Consider the following 11854-nt stretch of genomic DNA (forward strand, 5'->3'; position numbering starts at 1 on the left):
CATAGGCGCTGGCATTGCCAAGTCAGCCCCCACCTATCCTCCCCCGCCCAGCTGGAGAGGGGTGGGATGGGGGCTAAGAGCGCCTAGCAGAATTCCGTTTTCGCCATCGATGCCCCATGGAACCGGCATCCCCGCGAAGGCGGGGATCCAGGCTTTTCCCATTGGTTCCGCTCGGAAAACTCTGGATCCCCGCCTTCGCGGGGATGACGAGGCGAGAGACGACTCAAGCTTCTGTTAGGCGCTCCAACCTGCCAAAGCGCATCAATTCTCGCGGAAGGCGCGGTGCATGCCGTCGGTCAGCGGCGTCAGGAAATAGTCGATCGCCTTGCGGGCGTGGCCGTGGATCATCACCTCGGCCGGCATGCCGGGGTGCAGCTCGACGTTCGGAATGCTCTTCAGCGTCGCGGCGTCGAGGCTGACCCGCGCCGCGAAATAGGGCGCGCCGGTCCGCTCGTCCTGGAGCTGGTCGGCCGACAGCGCGATCACCGTGCCCGGCACCGGCGGCACCTGGCGCTGGCGGTAGCCGGTCAGCTTCACCATCGCCCGACCCCCGGTCTCGACATTCTGCACGTCGGAGGGCGACACGCGGGCCTCGACGATCATGCTGTCGTCCTGCGGCACGATGTCGAGGATGCCGACCCCCGCCGGGATGACGCCGCCCGGCGTGTAGTAGCGCAGGCCCGTCACGCGCCCGGCCTGCGGGGCGGTGACGGCCTGGCGCAGCAGCACGTCGTCGGCCCCGCGCAGCCGCTCCGACAGGTCGGAGACGGCGGCCTGCACGGCTTGCAGATCGGTCGAGACCTCCGAGCGGCGGGTGTTGCCGAGGTTGATCATCTCCAGCTCGGCGGCGGCGATGCCCTGCTCCGCCTTGGACTTGTTGGCCATCAGCTCGCCCAGCCGGCCGCGCGAATCGGCGACGTTGCGCTGGAGTTCGAGCAGGCGCGGCTTGCGCTCGTAGCCCTTGGCGAGCAGCGCCTCGACGACGCGCTGCTCGTCCTCGGTGTAGCGCAGCCGGTCGAAGGTCGCCGCCCGCTGGGCCTCCAGCGCGACGATCTCGTCGCGCAGCTGGGAGATGCGCTTGCGCTGGATGGCGAGCTGGCCTTCGTGACTGTCGCGGCGCGAGGCGAACAGCCGTTCCTCCACCGTCAGCGCCTCGGCGGCGACCGGGTTGTCGCGCGCCGCCGCCACCAGCTCGGCGGCGAAGGCCGGCTTGTCGGCGTCCGACTGCTCGGCGCGCAGCCGCGCCAGCCGGGCGAGCGCCGTCCAGTGCTGCCCCTGGATCTGCGAGACCACCGCCTGGCTCTGCGTCGAATCGAGCCGCAGCAGCACCTGCCCGGCGCTTACCATGTCGCCGTCCTTGACCAGCAGGTCGCGCAGGATGCCGCCCTCCAGGTGCGAGACGGTCTTGCGGTGGCTCTCCACCATCACGGTGCCGGCGGCGAGCGCCGCGCTGTCGAGGCTGGCGGTGAAGCCCCAGGTCAGGAAGCCGCCGAAGCCGATCACCACGGCGAGCGCGCCGGCCAGCGCGGTGCCGCGCAGCGAGGGTTCGACCGGAACGGCGTCGAGGGTCGGGGCCCAGGTCGCGGAGGCCATTGCCGGAGCCGGCGATGTCGTCATCGGAGTCGGAACGCCGCTCATCGTTGTTCTCCCGTGCGGAGCTGGTCGCCGGTGCGCAGGCGGGTGACTCCGGCGGGAACGCCAGGCTGCACCCGCTTCAGCACGTCGGCGCGGGCGCCGAAATGCTCGACCATGCCGTCCTTCATCACCACCAGCGTGTCGGCGACCGACACGATGGAGGGGCGGTGCGCGATCATCACCACCGTGGTGCCCTCCGCCCGGATTTTGCCGATGGCGTGCAGCAGCGCCTGCTCCCCCTCATGGTCGAGGTTGGAGTTGGGCTCGTCCAGCACCAGCAGGCGCGGGCGGCCGAACAGCGCGCGGGCCAGCGCGATGCGCTGCCGCTGCCCGCCGGACAGGGAGAAGGCGTTGTCGCCGACCGGCGTGTCGTAGCCGAAGGGCAGCCGGCCGATCATCTCGTGGACGCCGGCCAGCCGGGCGGCGCGCACGATCTCCGCCGGGTCGGCGTCGGCCATGCGGGCGATGTTCTCGCCGATGGTGCCGTCGAGCAGCGCCACCGCCTGCGGCACGTAGCCGACGTAACGGCCGAAGCTCTCGCGCTCCCACAGGAAGGTGCTGGTGCCGTCGAGGTAGATGCCGCCGGCCGTCGGCTGCCAGACGCCGACCAGCAGGCGGGCCAGCGTCGATTTGCCGGCGCCCGACGGGCCGATGATGCCGACCACCTCGCCCGCCTGGACGCTGAAGGAGACGTTGCGCAGCACCGGGCGGTTGAGCCCGGCCGGCACATGGGTGACGCGGTCGACCGTGAGGGTCCCTTGCGGCGGTGGCAGCGGCATGGTGGAGCGCTGCGAGGCCTCGTTGTTCAGCAGCTCGCGGATGCGGCGGTGCGCCTCCAGCGCCTTGATCCACTGGCGCCAGCCGTCGACGAGCTGCTCGAAGGGCTGGAGCAGCCGGGCGGTGATCAGGCTGGCGGCCATCATGCTGCCGGGGGTGACGAGGTTGTCGATCACCAGCGTGGCGCCGGCGGCGACGATCCCGACCTGGAGCATCAGCCGCAGCGAGCGCGAGGCCGACGCCATGGCGCGCGAGGTGGTGGCGCCGCGATCGACCAGCGAGGCGGAGCCGGTCTGCGCCGTCTGCCAGCGCCGCGCCAGGGCCGGCAGCATGCCCATCGCCTCGATCGCCTCGGCGTGGCGCACGGCGCCGGCGACGTCGGCGAAGGCGCGCGCCGACGCCTCGTTCGCCTGGGCCAGCGGCCGGCGGGTCAGCGCGTCGGCCAGCACCCCCATGGCGAGCAGCAGCAGCGCCGAGCCGATGGCGATCCAGCCATAGACCGGGTGCAGCAGGAACAGGATGGCCAGGAAGATCGGCGCCCAGGCCAGCTCCAGCGGGGCGGTCACCGCGCTGCTGGTCATGAAGCCGCGCAGGTCGTTGAGGTCGCGCATCGTCTGGCCGGCGTTGCGCGCGCCGCCGCCCAGCGCGTCGACGATGGAGGCCTCCAGCGCCGGAACGTTGAAGCGGTGGGCGATCACCGCCCCCGTCACCAGGAAGGCGCGGGCGCGGATGAAGTCGAGCACGCCGTAGAGCGCCAGCGCCCCCACCGCGATGACCGCCAGCATCGCCAGCGTCTCCAGGCTGCGGCTGCTCATGACGCGGTCGTAGACCTGCATCGTGTAGAGCGGCACCACCAGCATCAGGATGTTCACGAACAGGCTGAGGATTCCGGCGAGGAGGAGCCCCTGCCCGATCTTCCGGTACGCCTGGGTCAGCAGCGGCCGATCCGCAGAACTCATGGGTGGTCTTCCTTCCCGGTGGCCCGGTCCGCGATGGGATCGGGCGGTCGCGTGGGATCGGGGGGGGACGGTCCGGGGATCGGTGGAACCGGCGGTGCTGCCCGGACGCGGCGATGGAATCCGGGCGTGGGGGGAGCGCTTCCGGAATCCGTATGCCTACGCTTACGTCGAAGGCTTTTTAGAGGCGTGTGACAAGTTTCGGCCCCGCCCCGTCCAGCCGCTATCGAAAGGGGTAGAGGCTCTTCTATAACGCATTGATTTAAAATGATAAAACCACACTTCACCGAAGGTCGTAACGCTTTCGCACAGGCTTTTCCTGACCTCTGGCAAGAGCGCGCGGCAATCGGCATGCTGCGACGCGAAGGATGTCCGGGCTTCCCCCCGCCCGTTTTCCCCTTCCCTCCCCCTCCCGCCTCTGGGCCCAGGACCAACGTCCACCAACGTTCGAGGACATCGTCCGATGACCGACCCAAAGACCATTCTCGTGACCGGCGGCGCCGGTTACGTCGGCAGTCATTGCGTGGCGGAATTGCTGGAGCGCGGCCACCGCGTCGTCGTCTTCGACAATCTGCGCCAGGGCCACGCCGCCGCCGTCCCGCCCGAGGCCGCCTTCGTCCAGGCCGACCTCGCCGACGAATCGGCGCTGGCGCGCGTGTTCGGGCAATGGCGCTTCGACGCCGTGTTCCATTTCGCCGCGCTGTCGGTGGTCGGCGAATCGATGCGCGACCCGCACGCCTACCTGCACGGCAACACCGTCACCTCGCTGAACCTGATCCGTGCCGCGGTGGTGGCGGGCGTGCGCAAGCTGGTCTTCTCCTCCACCGCCAACCTGTTCGGCTCGCCGGCCCGCATGCCGATCGACGAGGACGAGGCGATCGACCCCGGCAGCCCCTACGGCGAATCGAAGTTCATGATCGAGCGGGCGTTGTACTGGGCCGACCGCTGCCACGGGCTGCGCTCGGCCTGCCTGCGCTACTTCAACGCCGCCGGCGCGCACCCCAACGGCCGGCTCGGCGAGGACCACAGCCCGGAGACGCACCTGATCCCGCTGGTGCTCGACGCGGCGGTCGGCCGGCGCGCCCACATCGAGATCTTCGGCGACGACTACGCGACGCCGGACGGCACCTGCGTGCGCGACTACATCCATGTCTGCGACCTCGCCGACGCCCATCTGCGGGTGCTCGACGCGCTGGAGGAGCGCAGCGTCCGCTACAACCTCGGCAACGGCACCGGCTACAGCGTCCGCGAGGTGATCGCCTCGGTCGAGCGCATCACCGGCCGCCGCGTCCCCGTGGTGGTCGGGCCGCGCCGCCCCGGCGACCTGCCGGTGTTGATCGCCTCGTCGGAGCGCATCCGCCGCGACCTCGGCTGGCAGCCGCGCTTCCCGGAGCTGGACGCCATCATCGGCAGTGCCTGGGCGTGGCGCAGCGCCCATCCCAGCGGATACCGCGGCTTGGCCGAGGCGGCGGAGTAAGCATGGCGGGACCGGTGACGAACGGCAACAGCCAGCGCTGGGACGAGCCCTCCTCCGAGGAATCGGGGGAGGGGCTCGACCTCGCCGACTATCACGGGCTCGCCCGGCTGATCGAGCGGATGCACCGCCGTTACCTCGACGTCGTGCGCGTCAGCCTGCTGAAGCAGGGCATCGAGGATGTCGGGCCGGTGCAGGCGCTGATGATCATGCTGATCGGCGAGGACGAGCTGTCGGTGCGCGACCTGATGGAGCGCGGCTATTACCTGGGATCCAACGCTTCCTACAGCCTGAAGATTCTGGTGGACGCCGGCTACATCAACCGTGCCGCCAACCAGCGCGACCGGCGGACGGCAAGGCTTCAGCTCACCGACAAGGGCCGTGCCCTGCGGGCCGAGCTGACCAAGCTGGAGCAACTCCAGGCCGAGGCGCTGGTGCGCAACGAGGCGGAGGTCCGCGACCTCAAGGCGGCCTACCGCACGCTGCGCCGGCTCGACCGCGTGTGGGGCGACATGGTGCGCTATTCCAGCCTGGATTTCGACTGATGGCCGAGACGGGTGACCCGATGACCGACCTTGCGACGCAGCCTCCCCCGAAGCCGGCCTCCCTCTCCTCCCGCGACGTCGAGCGCCTGCTGGCCTCGCCGTCCGCCGAGGCGCGGATCGAGACGATGCGCAAGCTGTTCGACGATCTGGAGGCCGGCGCGCTCAGCCCGGCCGAGCGCTCGCTGGCCATCGAGGTGATGCACTGCTTCGCCGGCGACGCCCAGACGGCGGTGCGCGAGGCGGTGGCCTGGCAGCTCCGCAACAGCCCGCTGCTGACCGGGGATCTCGCCGAGCGGCTGGTCCGCGACGTCGGGCGGGTCGCCTTCCCGATCCTGCGCGACACCGCCGGGCTGACCGACGAGCTGCTGCTCGACGTGCTGTCCGACCCCGATTCCGGCAAGCATCTGGCGGTGGCCGGCCGTGCCAGCGTCTCGGCGCGGGTGTCGGGCGCCATCGCCGAGCATGGCAACGTCATCGCGGTGACGGCGTTGCTGCGCAACGACGGGGCCGACGTGCCGGAGCCGGCGCTGCACCGGGCGCTCGACCGCTTCGGCCGCGTCCGCATGGTCAGCGAGGCGGCGGCGACCCGTCCCGGCCTGTCGCTGGCGGTGGTCGAGCGGATGGTCGCCTTCGTGTCGGAGTCGATGCGGGAGACGCTGACGCGGGCGCATGGCCTGTCGCGCGAGCTGGTCGAGCGGCTGGTCGAGCATGGGCGGGAGGCGGCGACCATGCGTCTGCTGCGCCCGGTGCTGCGCGGGGCCGAGGACGTCGATTCGGTGATCCAGTGGCTGCACGCCAACCGGCGCCTGACCCCGGCCCTGCTGTTCCGCGCGCTGTGCGCTGGCGACCTCGCGCTGTTCGCCGCCGGCATGGCCGCCCGCGCCGGCATCCCGCCGGAGAACGCGCGGGCGCTCGCCTGGGACGACGGCGAGCTGGGAATGGCGGCGCTGCTGAAGCGGGCGCGGGTGGCAAGCGGGCTGTTGCAGCCCTTCCAGGTGGCGGTCGGCGTCGCCAAGCGGACACGCTACGACGGCGCCGAGGCCGGTCGCGAGGATTTCCAGGCCGAGGTGATCGGCGAGCTGTTCACCGCCTGCACGCCGACCAACGACTGGATGGTGGACGAGTTGCTGGTGCAGCTGTTCGACCAGAAGTCGGACGCGGTGATTGACCGCGCGCTCGACCAGGCGGGGCTGCCCTTCGCGCCGGTGCGCATGGCGCAGTAAACCTATCGCGCTGGCGCGGTGAACCGGAGCGAAGGGCGGTTCCGCCCTCAGTCGGCGGCGAAGCAGTAGAGCAGCCCGGCGCCACCGGTGCTCTTCAGCGCGTCCTGGCTGCACCCGCCGCGCGAGGCGTGCGAGCTGTTCCAGGACTTGGCCGGCGGCTGCTCGTCCAGGCCCATGCGGTCGTGGTGGCCGACCATGACGGCGCCCTCGCTGCCGCTGCGGGTCCAGTTGCCGCAGGTCATGTCCTCGGCGCCGGCGAAGGCGGTGCCGTCCGTCTGCGAGCCGGTCAGGATGTCATGGGTGTTGGGCTGATCGCCCCGCCCGTTGACCACCGCGCCCTTCTCGGTCAGCGCCGTCTGCTTGTTCAGGTTGTTCGTGCCGTGCAGTTCCGCGACGTTGCGGGCGATGATCTCGCCCTTGGCGTTCTGCCAGGGACCGGAACCGATGCGGTCGCGCGCGTTGACCGCCGGCTGGCCGCCCGCCGCCTGGGTGCTGAGATAGGCGCGCCACGTCCGGCTGCCGGCGCCGGCAGCCTGGGCCAGCTGTTGGCAATGGCGGTCCGCCCCCTCCAGCCCGCCGAGGTCGGCGCCCTTGCCGGAGCCGGCGCTGGTGACGAAGAAGGACATGGCGGCGGCCCCGCCCTGCGACGTCTGGGTTTGGGCCTGGACCGATGCGCCGGCCCCCAGCATCAGCAGCGCCGCCGCGATCGGGGTCAGGATTTGCGTGCTCGTCATCTGTTCCTCCCTTGATTCCGCATTGGTTCGGTGGCTTTCGCCGGGGGTGGGACGCCCGGCGTCTCGGCTTTATTCCCCGCACCCGACCGCGTCGGCCCGCAGCACCCGGTCGCGTCCGGCCGCCTTGGCGGCGTGGAGCGCCTTGTCGACGCGGTGCAGCAGGATGCCCTGGCTGCGCGGGGTGTCGCGGATCGGTTCGGCGACCATGCGCAGCACCGCGTCCCCGGTTGGGTGGCCCCGCGCCGGTCCTTCATCGCCGCCATCGGGGCGTTGCGGGCGGTGACCGCGTTGACGACGACCAGCCCGATGTCGGTTTGATGGCGTCCTGGCCAAGCATCCGAAGCGGCCGAACCGGGGCCGGTGGCTTCCCGCCCGGCGGCCAGATCGGTGCTGGCCTCCAGGCTGGCCGGGAGTATCATGGGTCGAACCCCGCTCGCTGGAGCGGGAGCGGGCCTTGTCGCGCGATCCGATCGTTCCGACGCGGCGCGAGAAGTGTCCGCCTCTCGATCACAGTCACGAGGAGATCGCAGCATGTCCAACGCCGATCACGCTTCGCCGGACAAAGCCGCCGAGGCTTTCGCGCCGCCGGCCGCCGGGGGGCTGTTGACCCCCAAGGAACTGCGGACGATCACCGAGGAGCATGAGCGGGAGGTCGCCCGCAAGGCGGCCGAGGAGGAGAAGAGGAGGCAGGAGGAGCACGACGCCCTGCGCGACGCCTTCCTGCACCAGCACATCCGCGCGGACGCGCGGGATCGTTTCACCCGTGCCGTCCGCATCGCCGCCGAGAACGGCCTTCGCGAACTGCAACTCCTGCATTTTCCCAGCAGCTACTGCTCGGACGGCGGGCGGGCGATCAACAATTTCGAACCGGACTGGCCGCGCTCACTGACCGGCTACGCCCGCGAGATCCATGAGGCCTACGAGGCGAATCTGAGGCCGCTTGGCTACCGTCTGGAGGCGGCAATCCTCAACTACCCCGGCGGCATGCCGGGCGATGTCGGCCTGTTCCTGCGCTGGTGATGGAAGGCCCGTCGCAGGTCCGGGGTTTCCGGCCGGACTTGCGACGTCGCATAGCGGATTTTCCTCACGCGGCTCCGGCCGGCGCTCCGGCCTTCACGGCATCCCCGCGCCGCGCATCAGCCAGGCCACCCCGCCGAGGAGCAGGGCCGGCGTCCCCAGGCCGACCCAGGCCCGACCCGCGCTGGAGGCCGTGAAGACCCACAGGGTCGCCCCGGTGTGGACGGCGATCCCCAGCAGGGTGGCCGCCAGCACGGCGTCCCCGCGGCCGGACAGGTCGCCCTGCGCCAGGGCCTGCGGCAGGAGGGCGGTCGCCGCGGTGGCCAGAACATAGCCTCCGGCCACCGCGGCGATGATGCGCGAGAGCACCGCCAGTCGCTGGCGCAACGGCGCGGGCAGACGGGCCGTCACCCTGGCGGTCTTCCTGATCCTCGTCGGCATGGGGCGGTTCCGTATGGGCGTGGATTGTCCTTGCGGGTCGGGCCGGTTCACGGCTTGGCCGCGGTGCCAGCGACCGATCCCGCAAGGCGCCCGCTCCGTCGCGGCGGCGCTCACGGTGCGCCGGAAGTCCGCTCCCGGAAGTCCGCTCGTGCCGTGAACCGGCCCAAGCGGCTTCGGATGCCTTTCCAGGATATCGTAAATGCGAATGAGTATCAATATAATTTGTCCGGTTGCCTGCCGCTCCGCGGGAGGGACGCGGCGTGAGCGTCCAGCCGCCGCCGGCCGGTTCCGCGTTCCAAGGGTCCGACTCCGTGTTTTTCGTCCCGATCAGGGAAAGAACCACCGCCTGCATGGCTTCCTTCCGGGAATTTTATGATAGGGTCTTGGTGCCGGGGGCCATTCTGGGACTTCAGGCGCGGTGCAGGGCCCAGGTCACGGGACGCCCCGCCGCCGCCCCGGCCTTCGGGACGTGAAAGGGACCTGTCTTGAGCGAAGAGTTGAAAAACGTCACGGCGACGGTGAAGTGGTTCAAGCCGGAAAAGGGTTTTGGGTTCGTCCGCCTTGCCGACGGTTCCGGCGAGGCGTTCCTGCACGCCTCTGTTCTGGCCGCCGCCTCCCTCCCCAACCCGATGGAGGGCACCACCCTGGTCTGCGACATGGCGCAGGGCGCCAAGGGACCGCAGGTCGTCGCCATCCATTCCGTCACCCCGCCGGAAGCTCCCCCGGCCCCGCGCGCCCGCGCTCCGCGCCCGCCCCGCGGCGGCGCCCCGACGGCGGCCGAGACCGGCGAAGCGCCCGCCCCCCGCGCACCCAAGCCGCCGCGCGAACGCCGCGAGCGTCCTCCCGCCGAACCGGCCGGTCCGGCGGTGATGGCCTATGGCACGGTGCGCTGGTACAACCTCGACAGCCAGTCCGGCCTGATCGAGCCGTGGGAGGACGGGGCCGACGTGTTCTTCGACCGCGCCACCCTGCGCCTGTCCGGCCTGGACATCGTGGCCGACGGCGAGGACGTCCGCTATCTGGCGGTCGGGTCGGAGGACGCGCCGGTCGCCCAGCGGGTCGAGCTGATCTGAGGTTTGTTGATCTGAGGGCTGCGGCACGGGAGGTGCCGGCACAGGGGGGACCGGCGCCGTGGCTCTCCGGTGCCGGTCCCTGCCCTTGTCGAGCGGCATCGCCATCCACTGCGGCGCCGTCGGTCCATCGGTCGATGCACCTCTCTCCCCCTCATTAACTGATAGTGATTATCATTTGCAATAGGCGCCGTTCTGGAATAGGATGCGTCCATGGTTCGGAGATCATGGATCCGCCTCCTCGGATCCCTCTCCATCCTGCGGCGGCGCGGACGCCGGTTCCATGGTTCGGCGCGGGGTCCCTCTCTCCCCCGCGCCGGGCCCGGAGGGGGCCGGCGTCCGCGTGGGCGCCGTGTTGCGCAACCGCTCTGAAGGCGGAACCAACCCGGCGTCGGGGCCGTTGATCGGAAGCACTTTCCGACATCGCAAGAAACCCGAGGCGTCCGGCCGATGCGCACTCTTCCCGTGTCTTTCCCGACCCTGGCCGCCGCTCTGGCCGCCATGACCCTGGCCGCCACGACCCTGGCCGGCTGCGGCGAGCAGGCGACCCTGCCGGTGTCCGCCGGCACCGGCCCGAACCCGACGCTGCCGGAGCCGAAGGAGACCATGTTCCCCACCGTGAACATCGCGACGGTGGCCCGCTGGCCGGACGGCACCGCCCCGACCGCCGCCGCCGGGATGACGGTGACGCCCTTCGCCGCCGGGCTGGACCACCCGCGCTGGCTGCTGCCGCTGCCCAACGGCGACGTGCTGGTGGCCGAGACCAACGCCCCGCCCAAGCCGGAGGACGGCAAGGGCATCAAGGGCTGGGTCATGGGGCTGGTGATGGGCAAGGCCGGGGCGACGACGCCCAGCGCCAACCGCATCACCCTGCTGCGCGACGCCGACGGCGACGGGGTGGCGGAGACGCGCTTCCCCTTCCTGGAGGGGCTGAACTCGCCCTTCGGCATGGCGCTGGTCGGCGACACCCTGTACGTCGCCAACAGCGACGCGGTCGTCCGTTTCCCCTACCGCGCGGGCGACACCCGGATCACCGTCCCCGCCACCAAGGTCGTCGACCTGCCGGCCGGGCCGATCAATCACCACTGGACCAAGAACATCATCGCCAGCCGCGACGGCGCCAGGCTCTACGCGACGGTCGGCTCCAACAGCAACGTCGCCGAGAACGGCATCGAGGCCGAGCAGGACCGTGCCGCCATCCTGGAGATCGATCTGAAGACGGGCGCGCGCCGCGTCTTCGCGTCGGGCCTGCGCAACCCCAACGGCATGGACTGGGAGCCGCGCACCGGCGCGCTGTGGACGGCGGTGAACGAGCGCGACGAGATCGGCAGCGACCTCGTGCCCGACTACATGACCTCGGTGAAGGACGGCGGCTTCTACGGCTGGCCCTACAGCTACTACGGACAGCATGTCGACCAGCGGGTCACGCCGCAGCGCCCCGATCTCGTCGCCAAGGCGATCCCGCCCGACTACGCGCTGGGGCCGCACACCGCCTCGCTCGGGCTGGTCTTCGCCAAACCGGACGCCGGGCGGCCGGGCAGCCTGCCGCCGGCCTTCGCCGAGGGCGTCTTCATCGGCCAGCACGGCTCTTGGAACCGCAAGCCGCACAGCGGCTACAAGGTGGTCTTCGTGCCCTTCGCCCAGGGCCGCCCGTCCGGCGAGCCGGTGGACGTGCTGACCGGCTTCCTCGGCCCGGACGAGACGGCGCGCGGCCGTCCGGTCGGTGTCGCCCTTGCCCGCGACGGCGCCCTGCTGGTCGCCGACGACGTCGGCAACGCGGTCTGGCGGGTCAGCGGCGGCGGCGGGGCCGCTCCGCAATCGGCCGAGCGGCCGTAAGCCTTTTCCTCCCATTGCCGGCTCCGTGGCCCGCCGCGCCTCTCCCCCGGGGTAGCGCGGTTTGGCCCCGGCTGGAGTCTTTGGTCAAATTGCACGGACGATTTCTCCTTCCAAGCTTAGTAGGACGCTGTCCGCTTCGGAGAAAT

The 11854-nt window shown here is 71.0% G+C and carries 11 protein-coding genes; 6 read left to right on the plus strand and 5 right to left on the minus strand.

Annotated features, from left to right (window positions below):
• Window positions 1-261: 261 nt before the first annotated feature.
• Together J2847_RS20650 and J2847_RS20655 are read right to left on the minus strand one after the other, a co-directional pair.
• Window positions 262-1638, minus strand: a complete 1377-nt coding sequence (locus tag J2847_RS20650) for an HlyD family type I secretion periplasmic adaptor subunit (protein ID WP_233474669.1) — start codon at window positions 1636-1638, stop codon at window positions 262-264.
• Window positions 1635-3371 carry a type I secretion system permease/ATPase gene (locus tag J2847_RS20655; protein ID WP_209780732.1) on the minus strand — a complete coding sequence of 579 codons (1737 nt, stop codon included), beginning with the start codon at window positions 3369-3371 and terminating at the stop codon, window positions 1635-1637. Before J2847_RS20655 ends, J2847_RS20650 begins: the two co-directional genes overlap by 4 nt.
• A gap of 460 nt (window positions 3372-3831) precedes the next feature.
• Here J2847_RS20655 and galE point away from each other — a divergent pair, with 460 nt between their 5' ends.
• The 3 genes from galE to J2847_RS20670 are packed head-to-tail and all read left to right on the plus strand — an operon-like array spanning window position 3832 to window position 6610.
• Window positions 3832-4845, plus strand: a complete 1014-nt coding sequence (gene galE / locus J2847_RS20660) for a UDP-glucose 4-epimerase GalE (protein WP_209780733.1) — start codon at window positions 3832-3834, stop codon at window positions 4843-4845.
• Window positions 4846-4847: 2 nt separating this feature from the next.
• A complete protein-coding gene (locus tag J2847_RS20665; RefSeq protein ID WP_209780734.1) occupies window positions 4848-5387 on the plus strand; it encodes a MarR family winged helix-turn-helix transcriptional regulator in 540 nt (179 codons plus the stop codon).
• A complete protein-coding gene (locus tag J2847_RS20670; protein WP_209780735.1) occupies window positions 5387-6610 on the plus strand; it encodes a DUF2336 domain-containing protein in 1224 nt (407 codons plus the stop codon). Before J2847_RS20665 ends, J2847_RS20670 begins: the two co-directional genes overlap by 1 nt.
• Window positions 6611-6657: 47 nt before the next feature.
• Here J2847_RS20670 and J2847_RS20675 read toward each other — a convergent pair whose 3' ends face one another.
• A complete protein-coding gene (locus J2847_RS20675; protein ID WP_209780736.1) occupies window positions 6658-7344 on the minus strand; it encodes a hypothetical protein in 687 nt (228 codons plus the stop codon).
• 69 nt (window positions 7345-7413) lie between these two features.
• Window positions 7414-7551: a hypothetical protein gene (locus J2847_RS20680; protein WP_209780737.1), complete on the minus strand. Its 138-nt coding sequence runs from the start codon at window positions 7549-7551 to the stop codon at window positions 7414-7416.
• A gap of 324 nt (window positions 7552-7875) precedes the next feature.
• Between J2847_RS20680 and J2847_RS20685 the strand changes: the two genes are divergently transcribed.
• Complete coding sequence (locus J2847_RS20685) at window positions 7876-8364, plus strand: PIN domain-containing protein (protein ID WP_085552098.1); 489 nt, start codon at window positions 7876-7878, stop codon at window positions 8362-8364.
• A gap of 93 nt (window positions 8365-8457) precedes the next feature.
• Here the strand turns inward: J2847_RS20685 and J2847_RS20690 are convergent, their stop codons facing one another.
• A complete protein-coding gene (locus tag J2847_RS20690) occupies window positions 8458-8802 on the minus strand; it encodes a DUF3649 domain-containing protein (protein ID WP_209780738.1) in 345 nt (114 codons plus the stop codon).
• Between the two features lie 485 nt (window positions 8803-9287).
• Between J2847_RS20690 and J2847_RS20695 the strand changes: the two genes are divergently transcribed.
• A complete protein-coding gene (locus tag J2847_RS20695; RefSeq protein ID WP_085552095.1) occupies window positions 9288-9875 on the plus strand; it encodes a cold-shock protein in 588 nt (195 codons plus the stop codon).
• Window positions 9876-10322: 447 nt separating this feature from the next.
• Window positions 10323-11708, plus strand: a complete 1386-nt coding sequence (locus J2847_RS20700; protein ID WP_209780739.1) for a PQQ-dependent sugar dehydrogenase — start codon at window positions 10323-10325, stop codon at window positions 11706-11708.
• The last annotated feature ends 146 nt before the right edge of the window (window positions 11709-11854 follow it).

The organism is Azospirillum agricola, assembly GCF_017876095.1.
In the GTDB taxonomy this organism is placed as follows: Bacteria; Pseudomonadota; Alphaproteobacteria; order Azospirillales; family Azospirillaceae; genus Azospirillum; species Azospirillum agricola.

Coding starts and splice junctions, on each gene's coding strand:
- J2847_RS20650 (WP_233474669.1), bottom strand. CDS start 1,638: ATGAGCGGCGTTCCGACTCCGATGACGACATCGCCGGCTCCGGCAATG.
- J2847_RS20655 (WP_209780732.1), bottom strand. CDS start 3,371: ATGAGTTCTGCGGATCGGCCGCTGCTGACCCAGGCGTACCGGAAGATC.
- galE (WP_209780733.1), top strand. CDS start 3,832: ATGACCGACCCAAAGACCATTCTCGTGACCGGCGGCGCCGGTTACGTC.
- J2847_RS20665 (WP_209780734.1), top strand. CDS start 4,848: ATGGCGGGACCGGTGACGAACGGCAACAGCCAGCGCTGGGACGAGCCC.
- J2847_RS20670 (WP_209780735.1), top strand. CDS start 5,387: ATGGCCGAGACGGGTGACCCGATGACCGACCTTGCGACGCAGCCTCCC.
- J2847_RS20675 (WP_209780736.1), bottom strand. CDS start 7,344: ATGACGAGCACGCAAATCCTGACCCCGATCGCGGCGGCGCTGCTGATG.
- J2847_RS20680 (WP_209780737.1), bottom strand. CDS start 7,551: ATGGTCGCCGAACCGATCCGCGACACCCCGCGCAGCCAGGGCATCCTG.
- J2847_RS20685 (WP_085552098.1), top strand. CDS start 7,876: ATGTCCAACGCCGATCACGCTTCGCCGGACAAAGCCGCCGAGGCTTTC.
- J2847_RS20690 (WP_209780738.1), bottom strand. CDS start 8,802: ATGCCGACGAGGATCAGGAAGACCGCCAGGGTGACGGCCCGTCTGCCC.
- J2847_RS20700 (WP_209780739.1), top strand. CDS start 10,323: ATGCGCACTCTTCCCGTGTCTTTCCCGACCCTGGCCGCCGCTCTGGCC.